Origin of the sequence: Streptomyces sp. NPDC047981 (genome assembly GCF_040653315.1) — a bacterium.
In the GTDB taxonomy this organism is placed as follows: Bacteria; Actinomycetota; Actinomycetes; order Streptomycetales; family Streptomycetaceae; genus Streptomyces.
Window position 1 is genome coordinate 1 of the sequence record NZ_JBEZNQ010000102.1, and the last position, 22,093, is coordinate 22,093.

Annotated in this window: 20 protein-coding genes and 4 pseudogenes; 13 read left to right on the forward strand and 11 right to left on the reverse strand. The window is 66.6% G+C overall.

Features of this window, described 5'->3' with window-relative positions; genetic code table 11:
• Positions 1–104 precede the first annotated feature (104 nt).
• From AB0E14_RS35385 to AB0E14_RS35405, 5 genes and pseudogenes are all read left to right on the forward strand, one after another.
• Positions 105–599, forward strand: coding sequence for a hypothetical protein (locus tag AB0E14_RS35385; RefSeq protein WP_362428117.1), 495 nt, complete (start codon positions 105–107; stop codon positions 597–599).
• A 42-nt stretch (positions 600–641) separates the two neighbouring features.
• Positions 642–1,442 (forward strand): hypothetical protein, encoded by an 801-nt coding sequence (locus AB0E14_RS35390; RefSeq protein WP_362428120.1) that lies wholly within the window; start codon positions 642–644, stop codon positions 1,440–1,442.
• A gap of 1,108 nt (positions 1,443–2,550) precedes the next feature.
• The gene (locus tag AB0E14_RS35395) at positions 2,551–2,709 is read left to right on the forward strand and encodes a hypothetical protein (RefSeq protein WP_362428124.1); all 159 of its coding nucleotides are present in this window, start codon (positions 2,551–2,553) and stop codon (positions 2,707–2,709) included.
• Positions 2,706–2,996 (forward strand): annotated as a pseudogene (locus AB0E14_RS35400) (hypothetical protein). The gene AB0E14_RS35395 and the pseudogene AB0E14_RS35400 overlap by 4 nt, the downstream one beginning before the upstream one ends.
• A 243-nt stretch (positions 2,997–3,239) precedes the next feature.
• Positions 3,240–3,629 carry a hypothetical protein gene (locus AB0E14_RS35405; protein ID WP_362428127.1) on the forward strand — a complete coding sequence of 130 codons (390 nt, stop codon included), beginning with the start codon at positions 3,240–3,242 and terminating at the stop codon, positions 3,627–3,629.
• A 187-nt stretch (positions 3,630–3,816) separates the two neighbouring features.
• Here the strand turns inward: AB0E14_RS35405 and AB0E14_RS35410 are convergent, their stop codons facing one another.
• Complete coding sequence (locus AB0E14_RS35410) at positions 3,817–4,374, reverse strand: DUF4240 domain-containing protein (RefSeq protein ID WP_362428130.1); 558 nt, start codon at positions 4,372–4,374, stop codon at positions 3,817–3,819.
• Between the two features lie 451 nt (positions 4,375–4,825).
• Between AB0E14_RS35410 and AB0E14_RS35415 the strand changes: the two genes are divergently transcribed.
• The 4 genes from AB0E14_RS35415 to AB0E14_RS35430 all read left to right on the forward strand — a co-directional run bounded on the left by AB0E14_RS35415 (position 4,826) and on the right by AB0E14_RS35430 (position 8,552).
• Positions 4,826–5,128, forward strand: a complete 303-nt coding sequence (locus tag AB0E14_RS35415; protein WP_362428133.1) for a hypothetical protein — start codon at positions 4,826–4,828, stop codon at positions 5,126–5,128.
• A gap of 144 nt (positions 5,129–5,272) precedes the next feature.
• Positions 5,273–6,514 carry a ParA family protein gene (locus tag AB0E14_RS35420; protein ID WP_362428136.1) on the forward strand — a complete coding sequence of 414 codons (1,242 nt, stop codon included), beginning with the start codon at positions 5,273–5,275 and terminating at the stop codon, positions 6,512–6,514.
• Complete coding sequence (locus AB0E14_RS35425; protein ID WP_362428139.1) at positions 6,511–7,677, forward strand: ParB/RepB/Spo0J family partition protein; 1,167 nt, start codon at positions 6,511–6,513, stop codon at positions 7,675–7,677. The genes AB0E14_RS35420 and AB0E14_RS35425 overlap by 4 nt, the downstream gene beginning before the upstream one ends.
• 656 nt (positions 7,678–8,333) lie before the next feature.
• A complete protein-coding gene (locus AB0E14_RS35430) occupies positions 8,334–8,552 on the forward strand; it encodes a YozE family protein (protein WP_362428142.1) in 219 nt (72 codons plus the stop codon).
• Between the two features lie 594 nt (positions 8,553–9,146).
• On the opposite strand, the pseudogene AB0E14_RS35435 reads toward AB0E14_RS35430, so the two are convergent.
• The 9 genes and pseudogenes from AB0E14_RS35435 to AB0E14_RS35475 form a co-directional block, all read right to left on the reverse strand.
• Positions 9,147–9,728, reverse strand: a pseudogene (locus AB0E14_RS35435) (TIGR02391 family protein).
• Positions 9,729–9,988: 260 nt separating this feature from the next.
• A complete protein-coding gene (locus tag AB0E14_RS35440) occupies positions 9,989–10,474 on the reverse strand; it encodes a hypothetical protein (protein WP_362428145.1) in 486 nt (161 codons plus the stop codon).
• A 1,184-nt stretch (positions 10,475–11,658) separates the two neighbouring features.
• Positions 11,659–12,342 (reverse strand): hypothetical protein, encoded by a 684-nt coding sequence (locus tag AB0E14_RS35445; protein WP_362428148.1) that lies wholly within the window; start codon positions 12,340–12,342, stop codon positions 11,659–11,661.
• Between the two features lie 31 nt (positions 12,343–12,373).
• Entirely contained in the window at positions 12,374–12,751 is a 378-nt protein-coding gene (locus AB0E14_RS35450) for a hypothetical protein (RefSeq protein WP_362428151.1), read from the reverse strand.
• The gene (locus tag AB0E14_RS35455) at positions 12,748–13,002 is read right to left on the reverse strand and encodes a hypothetical protein (protein ID WP_362428153.1); all 255 of its coding nucleotides are present in this window, start codon (positions 13,000–13,002) and stop codon (positions 12,748–12,750) included. Before AB0E14_RS35455 ends, AB0E14_RS35450 begins: the two co-directional genes overlap by 4 nt.
• 871 nt (positions 13,003–13,873) lie before the next feature.
• A pseudogene (locus AB0E14_RS35460) lies at positions 13,874–14,614 on the reverse strand (IclR family transcriptional regulator C-terminal domain-containing protein); the annotation flags it as partial.
• A 1,170-nt stretch (positions 14,615–15,784) separates the two neighbouring features.
• Positions 15,785–16,006 (reverse strand): annotated as a pseudogene (locus AB0E14_RS35465) (helix-turn-helix transcriptional regulator); the annotation flags it as partial.
• 866 nt (positions 16,007–16,872) lie between these two features.
• Positions 16,873–17,289, reverse strand: coding sequence for a hypothetical protein (locus tag AB0E14_RS35470; RefSeq protein ID WP_362428156.1), 417 nt, complete (start codon positions 17,287–17,289; stop codon positions 16,873–16,875).
• 135 nt (positions 17,290–17,424) lie between these two features.
• A complete protein-coding gene (locus AB0E14_RS35475) occupies positions 17,425–18,294 on the reverse strand; it encodes a DUF6192 family protein (RefSeq protein WP_362428160.1) in 870 nt (289 codons plus the stop codon).
• Between the two features lie 286 nt (positions 18,295–18,580).
• On the opposite strand from AB0E14_RS35475, the gene AB0E14_RS35480 reads away from it, so the two are divergent.
• The 3 genes from AB0E14_RS35480 (at position 18,581) to AB0E14_RS35490 (ending at position 20,399) form a co-directional block, all read left to right on the forward strand.
• Complete coding sequence (locus tag AB0E14_RS35480; RefSeq protein ID WP_362428163.1) at positions 18,581–19,018, forward strand: hypothetical protein; 438 nt, start codon at positions 18,581–18,583, stop codon at positions 19,016–19,018.
• A complete protein-coding gene (locus tag AB0E14_RS35485; protein ID WP_362428166.1) occupies positions 19,018–19,275 on the forward strand; it encodes a hypothetical protein in 258 nt (85 codons plus the stop codon). Before AB0E14_RS35480 ends, AB0E14_RS35485 begins: the two co-directional genes overlap by 1 nt.
• A 440-nt stretch (positions 19,276–19,715) precedes the next feature.
• Positions 19,716–20,399 (forward strand): DUF3800 domain-containing protein, encoded by a 684-nt coding sequence (locus AB0E14_RS35490; RefSeq protein WP_362428169.1) that lies wholly within the window; start codon positions 19,716–19,718, stop codon positions 20,397–20,399.
• A gap of 361 nt (positions 20,400–20,760) precedes the next feature.
• On the opposite strand, the gene AB0E14_RS35495 is transcribed toward AB0E14_RS35490, so the two are convergent.
• Positions 20,761–21,588, reverse strand: a complete 828-nt coding sequence (locus AB0E14_RS35495) for a DUF6602 domain-containing protein (RefSeq protein ID WP_362428172.1) — start codon at positions 21,586–21,588, stop codon at positions 20,761–20,763.
• 140 nt (positions 21,589–21,728) lie between these two features.
• Here AB0E14_RS35495 and AB0E14_RS35500 point away from each other — a divergent pair, with 140 nt between their 5' ends.
• A complete protein-coding gene (locus AB0E14_RS35500; protein WP_362428175.1) occupies positions 21,729–21,962 on the forward strand; it encodes a hypothetical protein in 234 nt (77 codons plus the stop codon).
• Positions 21,963–22,093: the final 131 nt, after the last annotated feature.

Here is a 22,093-nt window from a genome sequence, read left to right on the forward strand (position 1 = left end):
GGAGACGACTCCGGCGGCGCCCTCCGACGTCGCGCACCCCCTCCCCCCACTCGCCCGCCACGGCCCGGGAGGGCGCTCCCCTTCCCGTGTGATCGGAGACCCCGATGAACCCCCTGCACAGCAGCCAGTCCGGCATGCCCGAGTCCGAGGCCGCGGCCGAAGCCCGCCGCCTCATAGACGACTGGGCGGCCCGGCCCGTACACCACCACCCCACCTCCTTCCGCGACGACACCGCACCGCCTGCCTTCGGCACCACCCCGCCCGTGAAGCAGCCCGACCACCGGATCGTCCCGGCCTGGGCAGCCGGGATCGCCGTCGCGAGCATCGGCGTCGGCGCCGGGGTCACCGGCATCGGCTGCGGCGCCTGGCTCGTGCTCCAGGGCCTGGCCTCCGTCACGCTCACCAGCGTCCTGATGGCCACCCTGCCCTTCGCGGCCGTCGCGATGGTCGCCACCGCCATCGGCGGCGCGATCAGCAAGGCCCGCGCGGCCGTCACCAAGAACGTCTTCGAGGGTCCAGTCACCCACCACACCGAGATCCACAACAACAGCACCACCCGCGGCGCCTTCTTCGCCCGCACCCGCAACGAGATCCACTGACTCACCCACCACCGTCCTCCAGCAGCAAGGAGCAACAACGCCATGACCCACAACGACAACCCGGTCAACGGCAGCCACGACAAGCCGACCTTCCTCGACCTGCTCAACCAGTTGCCGCCCGTGCCGCCGGCCCCCGAACTGGACGCCAAGCACGACACCGGGCGGCTCGCGTGGCTGCGCGCCGCGTGGAAGGTGTCGTGGGAGGAGGGCGGCTTCCTCCACCAGCGGTGGGAAGAGGTCTTCCAGGACCGGCACGCCAGCTGGCACGAGGCCGCCACCTGGATCAAGACGAGCGTCCTGGTCGGCGGGCTCAGCCTCAGCGTGCTGATGCTGGACGCCGCCGGTGACGTCGTCTCCGCCGCGCTCCAGGGCCTGTCTGCCGTCCCCGCCACCAGCGGCGGCGACGGCAGCGGCCTGTGGGGCACGGTCGACCACCCCGTCCGCGTCTTCCTCGCCGACCAGGCCGCCCACCTGCCCGTCGCCCCGGCCGCCCTGTACGCGTTCTGGCAGCTGACCGGGCTGCTCGGCCTGGTCGGCGGGTTCCTCAACAACGCCGGAGCCCGCATCGCCTGGCTGCTGTTCGGATCCGGCAGCCTCGCCATGATCTGGTCCGCCGCCCCGGCCGGGGGCCGCGTCGCCGCCACTGGCCTCGCTGCCCTCATGTGGGCCCTCGCCAGCATCTTCGCCCTGCGCGGCCTGACCCTGCGGCCCATCGTCCACAACCACCCGCCCCGGTTCCAGCCCCAGTTCAGCCCCGCGCTCCACCTCCACGCCACCCTCCCCGCCCCCACGCCTGCCGGCGACAACCTCGGCCCCGACAACGCTCACCCGCTCCAGCTCTGACCTGCATCTCACCCCGTCCAACACCGCTGTCGCGTACCGAAGGGAATCCGATGAATCCGCAGCTGCAGAAGACCGAGTTCTGGGCCGGCACCTTCCACGGAAGCCATGACGGGCTCCCCGCCAAGGTCACCGCCACCCGCGATGACACCCGCCCCGAGCCGTACGCGTGGGCGTGCAACTGCGGCGAGTTCCGCTCCTTCCTGACCAAGGGACGACGTGTTCGACACCGCCTGGCAGCACACCCACCCCGGGCCCGTAGACCGGCTGCGGCAGTGGGCCGCCCGCCGACTGCGTACCCGCCGCTCCCACTGACCTGACGCCCTGCCTGGCCCTCGCCCAGCCCCGCCCCTCACCCCGGGCCCGGGCGAGGACCGGACAGGCCGCCCGGCCGCACGTAGCGCCCCGCCGACACCAAGGCTCGATCTTGGCGGGGCGCAGCGCTGTCCACCGACCCGTTGGAGGAACCGCTCGTGCTCATTCCCCGCCCGCGCAGCCGGATCGGCCGGCCCCGCCCGCAGCGGCCCGGCCCCGCCACCCGCACCGCCCCGACTGCCTGCCCGGCGCCTGGAGCAAGTGATGGCCGACCAGGGCCAGGACCTGGTCGACGTCGACCCGTGCGACCCCGGCGACGGTTCCATACCAGTCTTCCGGTGGAGGCAGGCCAGATGCAGGAACCTCGCGACCCGCCGCCAGCTGCGGGAGAGGGGACTGCGTCCCGGCGGCCAGGAGCCCGTCGCCCGGCTCGAGTCCCGTGGCGGGAAGCGCTTCGCGTGGCTGTACCGGATCGACCTGGCGAGCCGAAGCTCCCGATGACCTTCGCGAAGGAAGCCGCCCTCGACAAGGCGATGACCGCACGCCAGACATGCGGCACCTGCCGCTGGCGCTACTTCCACTGCATCCCCCTCACGCCCTCGGGTTGCTGCTTGGAGTGCTACGACGGCACCCCCGCCGTCCTCGTCTCCTACATCGCTCCCCCGGCCAAGCACCTGCTTGCCGCCTGGTCAGAAAGGACCACAGCCCATGAGAACCGCCACCCTCGCCGCCTTCACCGAGCCGGACCGCCCCAAGAACCTGCTGATCCGGTTCATCACGGTCGGCGGCTCGTACGTTGGACGTCACCGGCCGCGGAGAGCACTCCGACACCAACCGCTGGGACTGCCACGGCTGCGGAGAATCCTCCGACCGGCCCGTGGAGGACTTCCTGTTCCGAATCCGGCGGGACGCCAACAACCACGCCGCCACCTGCCGCGCCATCCCGCTGAAGTGACCGCCCGCCGCCTGCACGGCGCCCTGCTGCTGGCCGCCGTAGTCCCGCTCGCCGCGGCGACGGCCGCCGCCGCGCTCAGGGCCCGGCCACCTGAAGCTCTACGCCGACCGGCACTGCATCGAGATCACCGCTCGCCCTCGCCCCAACTGCCCACGCTGCCACGGCGATGGCGGCTGGTGGGTCGGAGGCGCCTTCCCCGAGATGGAGGCGTGCACTGCTGGGCCCACCGACGTGAGTTGCGCCTCCAGCTCCTGCCCATCCCGTCCTGGGACGAGCTGCCGTTCTGAAGCACCACCGCCCCCGGCCGGAGACCGGTCGGGGGCGGAGGCATCACAGGGCGCCCGCAGCATCGGCAAGAGGCCGGCCGCCCCGCACACCCCACCCCGAACACCGAGATGAGGAGCGCACCCAGCATGACCGAAGCTGTTCAATCCACCAACTAGCCCTGGCGACTTCGAGGACCGATCTTGGGCACCGTCGTTCTCGGCTCCCCAGGCCCCACTTGGGTCGCACCACCAGGAGAGGAACCAGTGTCACACCCGCAACCGCTCACCCCCGAGGAAAAGCTCGCCGACGCGAAGAAGCTGTTGAACCTCCCCCACATCGTCGTGATCTGCGGCTCCACCCGCTTCATGACCGAGATGCACGACGCCGATCTGTGGGAGACCAAAGCCGGAAAGATCGTCGTCAAACCGGGCATTGACATTAAGTCGACGCACGACCTTTGGTCCGATCCTGTCGAGGCCAAGGCGCTGAAGGCTCGACTGGACGATCTGCACCGGGCGAAGATCCGGCTCGCTGATGAGGTCCTCGTAGTCGGCGACTACATCGGAGACAGCACCCGAGCCGAAATCGCCTACGCCTGGTCGCTGGGCAAGACCGTGCGGTTCACGCACCCCGAAGTCGACCCTGACACCTGACTGCCCGCCGCCACCTCGACAACCAGGTACAGCAGCCGCTGCCTGACCACCTTGCGGCGGTTTCGGCCGCCGCCCACCCCAATCCTCTGCAGGGCGTCCCTTCGAATTGATCATCTAGGGCGGACTCCGTACCGGTGCGTGCCTACCTCACGGAAGCTCCAGAAACTCCCTGTGACCGTCAGACTGATCAGGGACCGAGATGAAGTGCGGCCAGCCGCGGCAGACGTCGACGCATCTCCTCGGCGTCATCGAAGTCAAACGACTCCCCCATGTCGTCGCTCTCCTCGCTTTCGGTCGTGGCACGTGTGTTGACGTACGCCTCCCATGCCTCCCAGAAGGCGTCTGTGTCACCGGTCAGTCGCTCATACGCCCTGACCGGCACGAAGTTGAAGTCTTCGTCGAAGATGACGTCCTGGTCTCTGGTGGCTGCCGCTTCACGCACAGCGGGATGATCGGCGAGGGAGTCTGGGCACGTGGCCGCCCGTTCATACCACTCACGCCCGAGAGCCACCAGACCTGCGGTGAAGTCGCTGAACCGGTCATCGGAGCACCCTCCGCCGATGAGGTAGGCGGCAGCCCACACGTCCCAGCGGTGAACAGCGTCACGCAGGCGGGAGAAGCAGTGCTCGAACGCGAGGATCTCTTCCGCTGACATGGCCGCCAGGTGATCGGCGACGGCGTTGGCGAGCGGTTTGTCGTTGTCTCTCGCGGCGTCGAGCATGCCCCAGAACGCTTCGGTGTCCATGGCGGGCCGTCTGCCAGGGCCCTACGACAGTCGCCTCCGTCTGGGACACAAGGTTGATTTCGGAGCTGAAGAGTGCCTCACCGCACATCGCTTGCCTGGCCTCGCCTGCTGTCCTGACTGAATTGTGCAGGGTTGGACCACCGCCCCTTCACCAGTCGACGACCTTGAGCGCCGCGCCGTCCTGGACGCGCAGTACGCAGACGCGGTCCGCGCGTGAGACGTCCCGCCGACTGCCCGCACCCGCTCACTCCGGCCGACCTTCCGGTCGTGGTGAGCGGGCGGAACGCATGCCCGGACTGTCACCTGCCGGTACAGGGCGGAAGCGCTGGCTTCGCCCACCGCCACACCGCTCACCACCCTTGCCGTGACTACGGCGACCACCACACCCGATCTACATCCAGCTCTGAGCGGCCCCCTGCCGCTCCCACCCGAAAGGAAGGAGACCGCAGCCATGAAGCGAACGGAGTTCTACGAGGTCGACGTCCCCATACACACCACGGACCAGGCGCTGCGCGGCGTGCACGTCTTCACCGGCAAGGCGGCCTCGGTCACCGAGGCCCTGGCCCGCGCCCGCCAGGTTTACGATGCCGCGTTCGCTGCTCGGCAGGCCGGACTCGAGATTCCTGGACAGCAGGACGGCGGCTGGGGAGCCCGCGGAGTCCGCGACGGCTGGGAGCTGGACTGGGCGGCGGCGAAGGCCGGCCCCTGGTCCAACCCGAACAGCTGGACCCACAAGACGCCCTCCGAGCTGTAGATACGCCCCGAGGCAGGCGCACCAGGTATGGAAGAGCGTGCTTACGCCGTAAGCACCCCGTGATCGTAAGTACTAAGGTGCGAATGCCGTGAAAACGGCTTACAACTCCACTGAAATCCGACATGGCGACAGTAAGCTGTCGCCATGTCATCCGAACCTCTCGGAGGCGAGCGGGAGAAGCTGGTATCGAAGCTGCCCGCCTCACTTCGCCAAGCCCTCAAGGTCAGAGCCGCGCAGCTGCAGACGGATGTTCAGGACGCAGTGACAGCCGGCATTCAGTCCTGGCGCGCGGTCGAACAGGACCTCCCCGCCATTGACACCGCAGGAGCTGAGTCCTTCGGTACGTATCTCCCCGAAGGCCTGTATGACGAGTTCAAGGCCGATTGCCGCGAGCGTGGAGTCTCCTACATCCAAGGTCTCGCGCAGGCGGTAGCGCTCTGGCTCGCGGACAGCCAACCCCCGGACCAGCCCCGGATCACTCGACGCATCGTCGTCTGCAACCAGAAGGGCGGGGTGGGCAAAACTGCCATCGCCACCGGCGTCGCTCAAGCGCTCGCCGAGGATCCGACAAGCGTCACTAACCCCACCCAAGATGACGGCACCGCACCAGGCGTCCACGGGACCGCCCTGCAGGCTGCCGAGCGAGCAGCGCAGGCCGGACTGCGAGTTCTGCTCATCGACTTCGACCCACAAGGACACCTCTCCCACCAACTCGGCCTGAAGGCCATCCCAGCTGGTGAGGAGAGCCTCATCACCCACATGCTCCACCGCGAGCAGACCAAGCAGGACCTCATCGAACTCACCGTCGCAGTCGCCGGCGACCGCTTCGGCGGGCGGCTGCGCATCCTTCCCGCAGCCTTCGACGCCTTCCTCCTGGATTCCGGTCTCACCGTCTTCCGCGGCCCGCGGCACGCTGCCCTTGAACGCGCCCTCATGGCGGTCGAAGAACACGTCGACGTCGTCGTCATCGACTCCCCACCCAGCCTCGGCCTCGCCATGGACACGGCCCTCTACTACGCGCGCCAGCGCGACGACGAGAAACCCGGCAACTCAGGTCTGCTCGTACCCGTGGAAGCAGAGGACACCTCTGCCCAGGCCTACGGCATGCTGATCCAGCAGATCGACTCCCTCAGCCGGGACTTCGACATCCACATCGAGCAGCTCGGCCTCGTCGTCAACAAGTTCGACAGCCGCCGCGGATACATCGCCACCTCCTCAAGGGACAAGTGGATCGCGCTCGGAACCCCGCCGGTCCTCGCAGTCGTCGTCGACCTCAAAGAGCAACGCGAGGCCGTCCGCCTCCAGAAGGCCCTTCTCGACTACGCACCCGATTCCTCCCAGGCACACCAGATGCGTCAGATCGCCCGCGGATTGAGGACCCCATGAGCAAGGCAGACATGCTCGGTGGCTCCGCCACCTTCGACGCCGTGACCCAACCGATGAGCAGTCGCGCAGCCGCCTTCGCGAGGTTCAGCGGCCAGGACACCGTCAGCGACGACCGTGCCGCAGGCGCACCAGCACAAGGGCTGCGGCTTCCCGTCGCCAAGCTGGCGCACAATCCCGAGAACCCCCGAGAAGAGCTTCAGGACATCGACGACCTGGCTGACAGCCTGGCTGCCCGCGGCCTCATCCAGCCCGTAGCCGTCGTCACCCGCAACGCCTTCCTCAGCGCGCACCCCGGCTACGAGCAGAGCATCGGCAACGCCGAATTCGTCGTCGTAGACGGCAACCGACGCCTCGCTGCCGCCCGAATGGCCGGCCTCGACGACATCCCCGCACACATCGACGACACCTTCGCCACGAACGCCGATGTGCTCCTCGAGAACGCCCTGGTCGCCGCGATCCACAAGTACGACCTTGAACCCATCGAGCAGGCCAAGGCACTCCAGACGCTGGTCGAGAAGTACGGATCACAGCGGCAGGTCGCCAAGGCTTTGAACAAGTCCTCCGGGTGGGTCACCCAGCGGATGGCACTCCTGAAGCTCACCCCCGAACTGCAGCAGGCAGTCGAGGACAAGACTCTTCCCGTGGAGGTGGCCCGTCGAGTCGGCCAGCTCCCGCAGCAACAGCAGCAGGGCGCTGCCCAGAAGGCACTCACAGCCCGCGTCGAGTCGAAGAAGCAGCGCCAGGGACGCCCCGCCGCTCCAAGTGCTTACGCCGTAAGCACTTCCCAGGCACCCGTGGAGCCGAACGCCGCACCCACGATGCCGGAGGAGCCGCTCCAGACACAGGCGGCGGGTGCTTACGCCGTAAGCACCCCTGATCCGACAGCTGCAGGCACGTCCGGCACTGCAAACGGGAGTTCCTCGCAAGGCAGCGCCGATCGAGCCCCGGCAACATTGTGGGACGACGGCGCGGCCGCCATGAACGAGGCGATCGATAGCATGAGCATGGAACAGCGCAGTCGCTTTCTCCACCGATACATCGAACTGGCCGGAAACACCGATGTACTGGTCGCCGACCTCGCCCGAGGCATTCCTCCATCCGGTCGCCTTAAGCTCGCCGAGACCCTTGAGGAGACGGCCCAGCGCCTCAAGTACCTCCCCTAGCAAGGTACGCAAGGGGAGGGGCAGAGCGTTCTAGTGGAACTGCTCCCGCCAGCACCAGCGAGGCCTCTCAGCCGCGGCCCCGAGCCAAGAGGTTTCCACCCGGCAGGAATGCAGACCACGGGCGCCTACCCGTCCCCGCATGATCCGCGTCCCTCAAAGCCGGTGCAGGATTCCCTGCGGTGACCGGCCCCTTTCGTGATCTCCGGCCTTGATCATGCTGGCTGCAAGGGAGCCGGGAGCTCTGCAGGCAAGGATGGCGGGCTTAGATGTTTTCAGGCCGCGACAGGTTATTTTCAGCCAGCTGTGGGCGTATTGTGCGAGCTCCGGCTGAGGCCTGGACCAGACCAACGACGCTGTTGATGGGGTGCGAGGAGGCCTGACGTGCGGCTCCCCGGTGACCGTATGGCGATACCTGCTGGGACAGGGGGTTCCCTGCCAGTGGCAGTCCCGTGGGGGACTGAAGCCAAGGCCGTAGCCGTACGGGCCCCTCGACTAACCCAGTTTCCAAGGACAGGCCCCGCCCGCACCTGCGCAGTGGACCGTTGGGAGGGACCTGAGCCGAGCGCGAACCTCCTGACGTCTTCGGTGTGGGGGACCGAAACTGGCCGTGCTGAGCCGGGCCGCTAGTGAGCAATACATCGACGAGCAGGCCCTGGGTGGGGGAGACCTTCGGCGACTGGCTGGCACAGTTCACCGACAGTCATACGCCACTGGGGGACCTCGCCAGGCTAGCTTCGGACCCAGCCTGGCCTGTCAGCCCCGACCGGTTCCAGACCTATGTCGACTACCTGGAACAGGTCGGTGGGGATCGCGGGACGTTGTACACCCTCACTGATGCCTGGATCGGCTATGCCTCCCAGCGCCGAGGGGCGTAGAAGCCCCACCCGGGCGGAACAAGCCGCTGCTCGATTCGGAAGCGGCCTCACTCATGGCGCTGACCTGCACCCGCGGTGCTTCACTGGCGATTTCTGCGGGGTGCGGGCTGGGCGGTGGGCGGTGATGGTGGAGATATGGACGAAGTGCTGCGGGTGGTGGTGTATCCGCCGGACGGGCGAGGTTCGCGCAGAGTACGCGTCGAAGGCCGGCTATCCGTGCCCGTGACCACCGCAGACGATGTGGTCGCAGTCCTGCGCGAGGCGGGCTGGCTCCCGGCCGGCGCGCGGCAGCCATCCATCGAGTGGCGAGGAGAACCGGAAACGGGAAGCCCCCAGTAGGCGGCGTCTAGGCCGTGTATCGAAAGTGGATCTTGGACTGTGAATGATCACAGGTCATGGGTTTCTGCGTCGGCCTGCGCAGCGAACGAGGAGAGATTCCCAGCCGCCGCGAGCTCGCCGAGCTGCTCGACCACTGGCGGTCCAAAGGCGACCACCCTCCCTCCCTAGAGCAACGGATCAAGCAACGTCCGAGGCCCTGGACGCTGCGGCTCTCGGAGATTTCGAGGCTCGCACTTGCGAGCGCCTGGAGCCGGATCAGAGGGGTGACTCTTCGTCGGCAGCCGCCGCACGACGGCGCGCGGCGCGGTCGACCTGCCGCAGAAGCAGGTCGGCGAGCTGAATGATCTCGGCCGCCTCAACCGGGTCCTCGAAATCGACCGTCCGATGGCTGGCTGGGTTCTTGTAGGCGCCGATAGCACCGGCGAACAGCGCGGAGGCGGCTTCCTGTTCGCCGCCCTCGGCGCCGGCGTCGGCGAGCGGGCCGCCGACCTTCTCCTACTGGTGTGGGGCGAAGGCCTTCCTCATGAGCGGGACGCCGAGCTGGGAGTTGTCATAGCCAGCGGAGTCCCGGACAGCGACCTCGACCGCCTTCATCGCGGCGAAGCACGCCGTCTCGTAGTCGCCGAGGTCGAAGTTGATCCGGACCGTGCCGTCCAGCGCCGGATGGAGAGGACCGGCCAGCCGGTGAAGGGCGTCGAACCGCCGGATGCCCTGCGGGTCCTCCAGCAGCTCCCGGCCTTCCCTGGAGACTCGACGGAAGTTCTCGTCCTGGCTCGGGACCTTGGACAGCAGGGCGTGCGCCTCCAGCCAGGCCCACGCGTCGGAGAGACGGTCCACCAGGGCGACGGCGTCGGGTTCGTCCCGGAAGGCTTCCCGTGCGGCGCCATCGTCGGCTTGTACTGCAGATAGCCGTCGCCCTTTGCAAGATGCTGGAGCAACAAGAGCGCGATGTCGCGCGTCGGCAGGCTCCGGAGCCGGTTTGCCGGGACCGGCGATATGAACGTGTACGTCATGATCCGCACGCTACGTCAACCGGACGCCGCAGCAGGCCGTTTTGAGCGGGGGAGCTTGCCGGGGAGCGCCCCCGCGACCGGCTGCTACTTGTTCTTCGGATCGATGAACGCATCGTCGACGACCACGCGCGGCGGCGGGTCCTTCGGGTCCGGGCGCTTGGTGATGCCGTCGAGCACGCCAGCGATCTCGTCGTACATACGGATGGACTCCGCGCTGCGGTGGCGCCCGATGTTCTTCGAGTCCGTGCCGCCGTGGGCCATGTAGTCCAGGACGCGCAGGTAGTTCGCGAGGCTCACTCCGGTGAGCTCGATCTGGATCAGGCCGTTGTCGAGCTGCTTGGTCTTCGCCTTCAGCTCCAGATCAGGGCCGCTCCGGCCTGTCTGGTCCGACGTCTTCTCCCACAGGTCCTTCGTGGTCTCGACGTGGAAGGCCTGCAGGCCGGCAGCTTTCTGCAGGCGCTCGGAGTGCTGCGACGGGGAGTCTGTGGAGCAGCCGCTGAGCAGGGCGGCGGCCAACAGGGCGAGTACGGCGAGCACGGGGGCCCGGCGCGGTGAAGAGGAAATGGGCACGGACCGCAGTGTCTTCACGCAGGCCGAGGTTCGGGCCTTTTTTGATCTTCTGTCAGTCGTTCGAGTGAACGGACGACGAGAGCCGGTCTGGGGGCCGCCGGTGGCTGACCGAGGGGAAGCCCAGGCGGATCGCCCCCTATCGGAGCCTCGTGCAGCGGGATTCGGTCAGCTCACGCGCGAGCAGCTATAGTCCCGCGATCAGCCAGAGGACGAGCACGGCGTCCAGCTCCCGTTCATAGCGGTACACCACGGAGATGCCGCGGCCGCCGGTCTCCTCCGGCAGCCCCTCGACCACCCGGCTGTCCGTTCCCGGCAGCGGTCGGCCCTGGACGGGCTGGCTCTCAAGAGCGCGACGGACGTTTCGACGGCGGCCTGCTCGCGCGCGGTGAGTTCGGTCAAGATCTTCTCGGCCGCGTCGGAATGGAACGCGTGGATCACCAGGCCCCGGCCTCGAGCTCCGAAGCAGCTCGGCCGAGACGTCCTCGCGGGAGCGGGCAGCAGCGACCGCCGCCTGCGGGTCGATGTGACGGGCCCGTGGGTCGCCGAGGCGGCGGTTGCTGTTGCTGAGCAGGCACGCCCCCATCCATTGGGGGGTTCCGGGGCAACCGCGCCATTCGGGTGCAGCGAGCAGTTCGTGGAGTTCCGCGGCGGAGCCAGGTTCCGAGCTGACGAACACCCGGTAGAGGGAGTCGGCAATCGCCTCGTACTCCGTCGGGTCTCCATAGCCGGGGATTGCCCGGATGCGATCGTCCACGCTCGGCAGCCTTGAGCGCAGTTCCCTGAGAAGGAACGGGAGCTTGGTCGGAACGCGGTACGCGGAATGCTGCGGAAGATCCACAAGAGGCACGTCATCGCACTGGGGCTCTGTTTCGCCAGCTGCGATGGCGAGCCGTCACCCTCAGGCAGGAGTGGATGTACTCCTTCGGATGGTGCTACTCGTGGCACTGACGCCTGACGCCTGACGCCTGACGCCTGACGCCTGACGCCTGACGCCTGACGCCTGACGGGTGTGACGGCGTGATGAGCGGCGTTCGCATCGGCATAGCCAGCTCCCACGCCCGTTCCATGACGCGTCGGTAGTCGGGGACTTCGTCCGGAGCATCCGCGTACCCCTGGAGTTCGTGGAGGTCCCACTGCTTCAGGGGCTCGGAGGAGGCGTGCCCGCCCATGTCGGCGGGGCCAGATCACTTGAGGAGCGCGATGACGCCGGCGACGGCTCCGACGACACCGGCAATGACCCCCCACTTCGGCCAGCTTCGGTACCAGGGTGTGCTGGGCGCGGGGTCAATCTGCGGGGTCGAGGGCGCCTGGGGCACACCGGCCGTGGGCGTGGATCCGTCGGTGGCGTAGGTGTACGGGGCGTTGACCGTGACCGGGGAGTTGTCTCCGGTGTTCAGGTTGAAGGACTGCCCAGCGGGCGGGTCCTGGGGAGCGGGCATGTGGCCCTGCTGGCTCATGGCGTTCATCAGCTCCTTGTGCTGGTCGAGCACGGCGTTGCGGGCCTCGGAAAGGTCGCGCAGGGTCTGGTAGTAGAGGTCGCGGTCGGTTCGCTTCCACTCCGGCGGGACTTCGGTGTAGGTGACCGGCCCGTCCGCGTCCGGGGCAAACATGCCGCCGAACTGGTCCACCAAGTGGTCGAGGGCCTCTACGAAGCCCCGGTGGGCGCCGGCAAGACCGGGTTCGGTGAAGTCGACGACGTCGCGGTGCAGGGTCTCGAGGGCGTCCTCGGCCCCATGCGAGACCGAAACCGGGACTCGTCGGAGGGGCGCCCCTCTGGACAGCCAGGTCAGCCAGAGAGCACCGGTTGGTACCGCCTCGAGAACCCGGCCGGCCTTGGCCCGATCGGATTGGACCGCAGTGATGAACACCCCCGCCTCGGCTACGTCGTCCGGTCGTCGCCTACATCGTGGGGTCCAGCGGGACGATGCCCGTGGCGGAGTACAGGTCGGGGACCAGCGACAGCACGGTGACGGGCTCGCCCTCGCGGGCTGCTTCCCAGGCAATCGCCGCCGCATGGGCGACCGGCCACTCCACATCAGTCCAGGCCATCGCCTCCACCGCATGCACGGAGGTGAACGAGACGTTCTCGGCAAACCGAAGCCCAACAGCGTGCCGGCCAGCCTTTGGAACCTGGCGCTCGGCGGCAAGCGCGGCCAGGGACGGAACGAGGATGCGGCCGGTGCCGCGGGATGCCTCGATGTACAGCCCGGTGAAGAACGGGTCCGCCTGGTACAGCGCGGTCAGCGCGGAGTGGTCGAGGACCGCCGTCAGGTTCACGCGGCCTGGCCGCCCTGGTGGGCACGAATCTTCGCCCACGCGTCTTGACCGGCCTGCTGGACCTGCTCGGTGTAATCGATGCCGAGCTCGCTAGCGGCCTCGGCGGCCCGCTTCTCCCGCTCGGCCGCGGTGAACTCCTTCGACGCGAGCTCCTCGATCAGGTCGGTGATCGTCGTACCGCGTTCCTCCGCCAGCAGCCGTAGCCGGTCACGGACGGCCTCGCTGGTCTTGATACTCGTCGGCTTACTCATGCCTGGATTCTACCGCCGGTAGAACCCGCCGTTCATGCTTCCCGTCCCGGACATGCTCTGGTTCCCCGCCATGCTTCACCATCTGTGATCAGACGGACACAGCAGACCTGGGGGTGGGCGATGTCGTCCGGTACAAGCGGGGTCTACTGGGCGGACGAGGCGCTGCCTAGCGTGTTCAACACGATCTCCTACAGTAGTGACGTATCGACGACCTCGGGGCATGGGCGCCTTCGTCCCGCAGGGCGGCACTCTCGTACGGAACCGTTCCACTACACGTGGTCTTCCGCAGCAGCGTGCCTGCCTACCTCGTCAGGGGTGCGGCATGACCTGAGCGGTCAGGCCTTGAGCGGCACAAACCGCCCGTGGGCCGGTATCCGACAAGTCCCGCAAGTCGTGCAGCCATGCTGGACTTGAAGGCCATGACTGTTGCAGGTCGGCGCGAGGGCGGCGAGTTGCCGATGCCCATTCAAGCGGCGATGTGGCTGGTCCATACGGAGAGGCGGTCAGGTGTGGTGTGGCCCTTCCAGGTGCGGACGGCCGTGGTGGTGAAGCCAGTGGCGGTGGCGGTGGGCTGGGTTGTGTAGGTGTGGGGGAGCGTGAGCTGACGTTCTTCGACAGTGCCCGGGGTGTCGGCTTCGAAGACGTAGAGCGAGGTGCCGGTGCTGTCTGCGGCGAGGTGCGGGCCCGGACGGACGCTGTATGCGATGCGTGTGATGTCACGGGTGTCGGTCAGCGGTGTGCGGAAGACCGCGTGCAGTCGGTGCAATCCGTCCGCTGTGATGGGGCTGCTGCTGGCATTGGACTCACGGTGATCGTCCGAGGTCTCGGAGCCCTTGTCGCTGGTGGGTTCGGAAGGAGGAAGAGATCCGGAGATGAGCAGGGCCAGAAGGACGGGAACGGCCTTACGTGCGAGCGCCCCCGTGGCTGCCTTGAGCCGATGGGCACTGGTGGCGGGCATGGACAGAGCCAGACTGCCGGCTTCCTTGCCAACGCTGGCCGCCACCGCGCCGCAAACGACCTTGGGGGCGTACTCGCGCAGATCGTAGACGGGCTGGCCGGGCTCGATGCGATCGAGAGTGTGATTGAGGAGCTGGCGATCGGTGATAGTTCGGCGGGTCAGACGGGCGGTGCCGTGTCTGGCGAGGTGATCAGCGCGTAGGTCCTGGGGGAGTTGTGTGAGAAGGCACTTGCCGACCGCGCTCGCGTGCGCCGCCGCACGGAAGTCGACCCATTCGTTGACACGCGGGGCGAGCGGACCGTCCGCGAACTGAGTGATCACCACTTCTCCGTCGACATACCTGGAGAAGTAGACCGCTGCACCCACCGTGTCACGGGCCAGCTCGAGAGTGTGCTGAAGCTGCAGGGCCAGACCGCCGGGGGAGGAGAGGCGATCCAGAGCAGGACCGGGGCCGTAGACACGCGCGGACAGCGCGACGGCGAAGTTCTCCTCGCACAGCATGGCCAACATCGGCGCGACTAGCGAGGCTGACAGTCCCACCGCCTGTGCGATCTGGCGAACGTCCACACCTACCGGATGCTCAGACAAGAACTTGACGATGTGGTGGGCCAGTCGTGCCTTGTCCAAGGCCCCGTCTCCAGCATCCGCCGACATGGCCTGCTCGGCGGCCTCGGCAGCGTCAGGGAAACGCAGCTGGAACACCTTCCAGCCGCGGCCCCCTGCTTCCTCTCCGACAGACTGGTCACTGATCGGTGGGGCGGATTCCGTAAGCTCCCCGGGCTCGGCCGGCCGAGGACGAGGTCGTGATGACGACGGCCCCAGGATCAGCACCGTGGTCGCCGACAGCGGGGCCTTGCCCGAGCCGTATCGGTCGGCATCGTCCATCAACCTCTGCAACACAGGCCGGGGCACCGCGAACCGCTCCGACAGGCCTGGCAGCGTGAACGTCCGCTCAGCAGGCATCTGCCTGCCCCCCTCGCCCACCTGGTGGTCACGGGCAGTCCATGGCCGGCGCAGGGAAGGGTGCAGAGCCGCATAGAGGTGCTGGTAGCCACGCACGTGGGAACGCCCCCGAGCAGTGAGACGTACTGCTGTGACGTCTTGGAACTGCTGTGTACGCACCAGCGACTCCGGCAGCACTTGTTCGGCTTCGTCAACGGCCAGGAGAGCGAGCGGTGTCCACGGCCCTTCGCCCTTGCCTTGGACCTCGTGAAGATCGACGATCAGTTGCCAAACACCCGACGGCTGTTCCATCCGATGAAACCCTTCCAACCGGTCGGGCAACGTAGCCAGCGCACGGTCGAACCGTCGAACGTGATGCCCGATGGTCTTGGCAGCACGTCGCTGCCGACCCGGGTCGATGTCGTACCGCGAGACAACGAACTCTCTCTGGATCAACACATCCAGCTGCCGCAGCTGCCCCAGCTCGTAGCCGAGCACCGCCCGTATCCTCGCCGGGGTACGCCCGTACAGAGCTGCGATCTCCCCTAGGAACACATCCTTCGCCGGCAGCGGTCCCCACGCCTCGTCTGCGTTGACGTACCGCTCGACCAAGGCACGAACAAGCTCCCCAACCAACTGCCGCCGATCAGACACCGCCGGGATCCTGTCCATCGCCCGGTCCAGCTCCGCGAGACCAACATCGAACAGGCGCGCCACCCTGTCCAAGAACGCTGCCCTGTGCGCCGGCACGATCCCCTCGTGCTCGAACCGTCGCCAGACCTTGGCAGTTACCCCCACTCGAGCCGCAGCGGACGCCGCCGTGAGTGCAGCAGCACGCCGCAGATCCGCCGGCATCCATGCCTTGCGCCGCTCCGTTCGCATCAACTCCACAGGTGCCACGCCCAGTGCCCTCGCCAACTCCGCCACCCTGCGCGGATCCGGCACGGTCCTGCCGTTCTCGTAGGCGACGATCTGAGCCTTCGTTGCCCCCACGCGCGACGCGAGTTCGGATGCCGTCAAGCCCGGCCGGTCGCCCGCACCTCCGTGCTTCCAACGCAGCTCCTGCAGAGCGCGTGGACTGAAGTCGGAAAGCCCCCGAGCCATCGACCCCCGCTCATCCAAGGCTGTAAACCCAAACTACGTTGCGCAAAAGTCACGTGACATAGCGTCAAATGGACTAGACCCTCCCCAGGTCAGGGCGCTGACGTGCAACTCTCTGCGCCACCGCCCGGCAGGAGCTGTCTGCCTACGCTCAGCTCACCCCAAGGGTTCCCGAATGCGAACAGTGATGTGCGTACACAAGGTGAAGACGAGACCCCGTCTCCCGTCCGGAAGTGATCGCGCCGTGCAAGGATCTGCGACCCCATCAGACCCACACCCAACATCGCCCGCACCCACCCTGACCTGCTGCCTTCTGCGCGGCGGCATCCTGACCGCAGGGAGAAGATCGAAGCCCTGCACACAGGTTCACACGATCGGATGAACTTACAGCGCGTTCCGCTCACTCCGAACGGGCGCTCACACACTGCCTGGCTAGGGATGGCAGCTGGATCCGCCCGAACCGCCACCGGAGAGGGAACGTCCTGGGCTCGGCGAGACGACGGTTCCTACAGCCGATCAGGATGGTCGGGTGAACCAGGACCGCACGGCCTCCACCTTGTCGACGACCACAAGTGTGGTGAAGCAGGCTGCCGGCGGGCAGCCAGCCCGGCTTTGCGTGCCACGTTGCGCGGCCGGCCGTCCGGTGCTCAGTCAGCTGTAGACGCCCGACGCACCAGGGAAGGTCGTTGATTCGGCGCTGGAGGTCAGTGGAGAAGTGGGGGCTCGAAGGGGCGTGTGTGGCCTCCGCAAGGCAGCACCAAAGCGCTCGGCGGGCGCTGGGGGCTGCCGTAGGCGGTTCTTTGTCGGCGACCGTTCGTTTTGGCACTGGGTGGTGGTGCCCATTGGTGTCCGGGGCGTGAGGACGAGAGTCACTCGACTGGCTCCAGGAGATCGGTGGCCTCGTCTACGACGAACTCGTAGTGCCGCTTCAGCATGCGTAGCTGCTTGGACCGGGACTTTCGGGCATGAGGGATGATCGTTCCCGTTAGGATCCGAGAGCTGCGGGTGGCCTCACTCCTCATACGGAGGATTTCGTAGATCTCGGCTACTGCCGGAAGGTAAAAGGTGCGATAGACCCGGTCCGTAGGGTCCCAGGTGTATACGGCATCGCTGCCCTTGACACCGGGCAGACTTTCTCGCAACACCGAGATACCCCGCTTGACCTGTGATTTGGTGAAACCAGTTTCCCCCACGAGTTCCACCAAGTTCATGCCCCGGCCTCCTGCCCGGTTCAAGGCGTCGAGTACAGCCTGAGCAAGCACCTCGGGGCGTTGGTGCGCAGTCATGACCAACATCTCCTACCCCTCGCGGCGAAGACGACGCCCTGCAGCACGCCAGTCGCGGGTCTCCTGCCGCGACTCCGGACCTCCTCCTTGAGCGCGCAATCGGAGTCGGTCTGAGAAGCAGTATTGCGATTACTGTCACCCCTCTGACAAGAGTCTCTCTAGGGCGGCGTCCATGCCGGTGCTGCCGGTCTGGAGGACGTGCTCGGTCCACTCGATCGCGGCGCTCACACGACCCAAACCCTCGCGAATGGAGTCTTTGGCGTCCTCGGAGAGCTCGGCCAGGTGAAGGCTAGGCAGCGTTTTGCCAATCCCATGGGCGAAGGAGCTGCACAAGCCGAGCACCATGAGGACCTCACGGTTCTCGTCTAGTCGGCGAACCTCTGGATGCTTCTTGGTTTGCTCCCTCGCCCGGCTGATACGTGCGGTCTGCGCTCGGTTGAATGACTCGCGTACCTCTGGTTTGTCCACCACTCGGTCGATGACCGACCGGCGCTTCATCGCCCGCTCGACGACTTCGACGGCGATCTCCTCGTCTTCTTCGATCATGTCTTCGACCTGGCGCACCTTTTCGTTGTGGGATTCGGCCACGCGTGGCTTGCGCCCGAGTTCCCGGTTCGCGGAGTCGCAGGTCCACATGTGTTCACCGGTTCGCCGGAGGAGCGGGGGGTTGTTGATCAGGTCAAACCGGTCGCTTCGGGAAGAGAAGACTGCGTGGACGGTCCAGCACACCTTCTTCGCGCGTCTGGCCTTCGGCCACGCTGCGCAGACACGCCGGTACTCTTCGAACCGCTCTGCCTCCAAGCCGATCTCGTCCGCGTAGTTGGCCAGCAGCCTGTAGTCCTTAGCGAGCGGCCGCTTGCCGTTGGGGGGGACCGGGACCATCTCCAGCGCTAGGTCGCCCAAAGCAAACTGGGCCGTCGTCTCGGAATTCACGAGACGCCGACCCCGCGTGATCAGCTCTTGCCAGTTGTCCGCATGGCTTTCGGTGACCAGGGTCGATGTCATAGGACCCTCCAGGAACCGTGCACCCCCCTGTAGTGTCATCTTATTCCCCTATTCGGTGTACTTCCCTCGACGTCAAGATGTCCCTCGGCGCCTCCTGCCCCTCACCGTGATCACGAGGGCGGACCGGGCACGAATCCCCGCAGAAAACCAGCACACCCTGGTACGAGATCGGCGTCGCCGACCGGCACCGGCGCTCTGCCCAGTACACCGAGGCAGTCGGCCGCCGACGCGGACACCGGGTTGCCCACCCGGTCGGAGCTTGCCTGAGCGGCTGACTACGCCTGGGATGACCCTGGGCAAGCCACAAGGTGGGCTTGCCCAGGCAACGCGGCTACGGGCCGTCCCGCCCCGGGCGCAGGACGTCGGCGCAAATCCGGGCCGGGACACCAGGTTCGCCGAGATCCCGGCGACCGGCACGTGGAACGCACCCGGCAACGGCGGTGACCAGGCCGGCCTCGTGCTCACCGCCCCGCAGGACGGGGTGCCGCTGCTGTTCATCGAAGTCGACAGCTGCCACGAGACCACCGAGGAGTTCGCGGACAAGCTGGGGTACGCCCGCTTCTTCCGCAGGAAGGAGAACGACACCGACGGCAAGGAGCGTCCGAAGTGGCGTACCCGCTGGAACGCTCCGGAGACCTGGACCGGCGACCGGACGCACCCGCCGGTGGTGCTGGTGTTCAACCGGATTGGCGAGTGCAACCCGACCTCACGATCCCGCGCCTGATGGAGCTCACCCGACACCTGTGGGAGGGGCAGCGGCAGAAGGGCGGCAACCACCACTACGACGGGCGGATCCCGATGACCGCGACCAGGCTGAACAACCCGTACAGGGGCGGCCCTAACGGACCAGTGTTCCTGCGCTTCGGCCGCGACCACATGGAGCCGCTGCGGGAGGCGATCTGCAACCCCCGCCGCGAGGCGGCCGATGCCTGGAAGCCCATCACATCCCAAACCGGCCCGCCCGGACCACCGACCTGGTAGCCCTCGCCTGCGACCTGCCGCCCGCGGTCCTGGGCCCGATGCTCGGCCTCCACCCGATCACAGCCGTCCAGTGGCGCCGCCGCACCGCCACCGACTGGACCGCATACCTCCAAGCACGCCAGATCGCCCCTTGTTGAGGCTCAGTTGTCCGGAGCGCCGCTGGACATCAGGGCTGGCCGCGGTGGCACCGACGTGGAGTTCACCCCCGCCCCGTAGGGCAGGGTTGGTCGAAGGGTATTGGTAACCCCGGATATTGGAACCTGAGGAATGGCCTTGGACCTCAGCGTGTCGATGCGGCTTTGAGCGACGGGCGAGGAGCGACCCATCGTGGGCGCCCACAGGCGTGCAACGACGCGCCCAGGTTCAGCAATCGAACCGGTTGGGACGGAAGTTGTCACCCTGACGGGCGTATCATCGGGTGAATTGCTGGGATCTGACTGGTGAGGGCCGAGTTGGGCAAGCGTCGCTACCTGTTCTCCGACGAGAGCGGTGACCTGCAGTGTCGGACGAGTACCAATGTGAGCAAGTACTTCGCAGTGGGCACGCTTCTGATCGAGGAAGACGAGTTGGCGCGCCTGCGGTCCGAGATGGCGGCGCTCCGGGACGAGCTCGCGTGGTCCAACCAGGGGCTGGACTCGTGCTTCCATGCGACGGAGGACAGCTATGTCGTCCGGGACCGTGTCTTCAACCTGCTCCAGGACTTCGACTTCCGAGTCGACGTGACCCTGCTGCAGAAGAACAAGGCGCAGCCACAGGTCCGGCGCGACGAGCCCACGTTCTTCAAATACGCCTGGTACTTCCATCTCAAGTACCTTGCGCCGCAGATCTTCCAGGAGGACGACGAGGTGCTCATCGTCGCTGCGGAGCTGGGCACCAAGAAGGTGCGCAAGGCGTTCCGCGGCGCTATCGAGGACGTCATGAGCCAGTGCCTGCACTTCCGCGTGAAGAGGACGCTGGCCTTCTGGCGCGACGAGAGTGACTTCGCACTGATGGCCGTCGACTACTGCCTCTGGGCCGTGTTCCGTAAGTGGGAGCGCGGAGATGAGACGAACTACAAGAAGATCGAAGACAAGGTCAGGACCGAGTACGACCTGTGGGGTGTGGGCACCACTGCGTACTTCTGAGGCTAGGAAACACGAACCCCCGATCAGCTAGGCTCGAAGCCGAGCCCTGGGGCTCTTTCGCCGATCGGGGTCGCGTCCTTTGATTATAAGGCACCCTCGTGTTTGGCGTGAACAGCGGGTTCGAGCCTTTTCACGCACATGCCGTGCGACCTGTACTTATAGCTCTAAGTGACGGACCATTTGTTCTGTTTTGCGACTCTTTTGGCAGGGTGTTGGCCGTGGTGAGCATCCGCGGATCTTGGCTCGTATGCGTGTTCGATTCCTAATCTCCGAGGGGCACTCGGCCGCGAAGCCGGTCACGGGGACGGCCGTGCCGTCTGCACTCGTCACGCCGGTGACCCGCGGTGGGGCGCGGAAGGTGTCAGCCTTCCGGGCTTGGGGTGCCTTCCCCGTCTTCCTCAGGGATCCAGCACTTGTGGCTTTCGCCCAGATTGCCGGAGGTGTAGTCGAAGAGGTCGAACGGAGGCATCCAGGCGGGACCGAAGGCGGCGTTCAGGTAGATCGCGAGGGGGTAGATGATGTCGCCGGCCGGCAACGGATCGATGAGGTGGAGATTCGTGCCTTGCGCCGACGGGCGGAGAGCCTCCCCGTCAGGGCTGACCCATGCGAGGTAGCCCTTGTTGAGGAGCCAGATGGCGTCGGGTCGTTCTGAGGGTTCATGGTCCTCGCACCACGTGGCGAGCTGGGAACCGAGAGTCTCTGGCGTGATGCTGTCGAAGGCGAAGATCATGCCGATTGTAGGGAAGGGCTTGAAGTCCGATAGCACCGGTCGATCTTGATAGCCCGGCCGCTTCTGGTATGCGGACTTCCTGAGGGCCTTGACCTTCTTGATCTTCTCGCAGTCCTGAATGAGCTGGCTGCAATCGAGGGAGGACTTGACCTCGATGATTCCGTAGACGCACTCGTTCGGCACGATCCGATAGTTGTCCATGTCGAGCAGAGGTGGCGTGCTGCGATCGCAGATGAGGATGTCGCACTGCCCTGACCTTTGGCCATCGACTGACATGACCTCGGCGTTATGGAAGGCGCGAATGTGGCCTGGAAGGTACCTCTCCACGAACTGATGTAGGACTCCTTCGCGGGCAGTTCCCTTTCCAGTGCTGTGCTTGAACCCGCCGGAGAGCTGGAAGTCCTCGATCATGCGTCTGGCGATCGAGTGAAATGTCTGCTCCAGTAAGTTCTCATTCATGGACCAATGCTATGTATTGCCCTCTCCGGTGTCGTCCTGGACTTTGCTGAGTGGTCGACGGATCAGCTCAGCTGCGTACCCAGCTCGCGTGGCGCCGGCTTCCTGGGTCCACTTCTCGTCCGGGGGAGGAGAAGACCTGGATGCTCTATGTCTCGCGTCCGATTGCGGAGATGCTCGACTGGTTCATCCGCCACTATCCGGAGGCCGCCCACGCCCGTATCGGCGACATCATGCACGCGGCCCACCAGAAGTGGGAGATTCCGGCAGAGGAGACCGTCCGTACCCTCCGCGCGGCCGTCTCGATGGACGGCAAGTTGAGCGACGAGGACCGCAAGGCCTTCTTCGCCCTGCTTGCCCCGCCGACGAACGACTGAACCGTCCCCGCGTACAGCAGGGGTCCGGAGCCAGGATCAGTGAGCTTCTTCAGAACGGCCACGATCGGGTGACGGCCTGATCCACGGAGGCCGAGCGCGACCGCAGATCAGAGACGGATCAACTCCACAGA

What these genes read in the sequence shown, in the direction of transcription:
- AB0E14_RS35420 (WP_362428136.1), top strand. Translation starts at nt 5,273, where the DNA reads ATGTCATCCGAACCTCTCGGAGGCGAGCGGGAGAAGCTGGTATCGAAG.
- AB0E14_RS35415 (WP_362428133.1), top strand. Translation starts at nt 4,826, where the DNA reads ATGAAGCGAACGGAGTTCTACGAGGTCGACGTCCCCATACACACCACG.
- AB0E14_RS35475 (WP_362428160.1), bottom strand. Translation starts at nt 18,294, where the DNA reads ATGACATCGACCCTGGTCACCGAAAGCCATGCGGACAACTGGCAAGAG.
- AB0E14_RS35425 (WP_362428139.1), top strand. Translation starts at nt 6,511, where the DNA reads ATGAGCAAGGCAGACATGCTCGGTGGCTCCGCCACCTTCGACGCCGTG.
- AB0E14_RS35470 (WP_362428156.1), bottom strand. Translation starts at nt 17,289, where the DNA reads ATGACTGCGCACCAACGCCCCGAGGTGCTTGCTCAGGCTGTACTCGAC.
- AB0E14_RS35455 (WP_362428153.1), bottom strand. Translation starts at nt 13,002, where the DNA reads ATGAGTAAGCCGACGAGTATCAAGACCAGCGAGGCCGTCCGTGACCGG.
- AB0E14_RS35390 (WP_362428120.1), top strand. Translation starts at nt 642, where the DNA reads ATGACCCACAACGACAACCCGGTCAACGGCAGCCACGACAAGCCGACC.
- AB0E14_RS35410 (WP_362428130.1), bottom strand. Translation starts at nt 4,374, where the DNA reads ATGGACACCGAAGCGTTCTGGGGCATGCTCGACGCCGCGAGAGACAAC.
- AB0E14_RS35480 (WP_362428163.1), top strand. Translation starts at nt 18,581, where the DNA reads ATGACCCTGGGCAAGCCACAAGGTGGGCTTGCCCAGGCAACGCGGCTA.
- AB0E14_RS35385 (WP_362428117.1), top strand. Translation starts at nt 105, where the DNA reads ATGAACCCCCTGCACAGCAGCCAGTCCGGCATGCCCGAGTCCGAGGCC.
- AB0E14_RS35500 (WP_362428175.1), top strand. Translation starts at nt 21,729, where the DNA reads ATGCTCTATGTCTCGCGTCCGATTGCGGAGATGCTCGACTGGTTCATC.
- AB0E14_RS35495 (WP_362428172.1), bottom strand. Translation starts at nt 21,588, where the DNA reads ATGAATGAGAACTTACTGGAGCAGACATTTCACTCGATCGCCAGACGC.
- AB0E14_RS35485 (WP_362428166.1), top strand. Translation starts at nt 19,018, where the DNA reads ATGGAGCTCACCCGACACCTGTGGGAGGGGCAGCGGCAGAAGGGCGGC.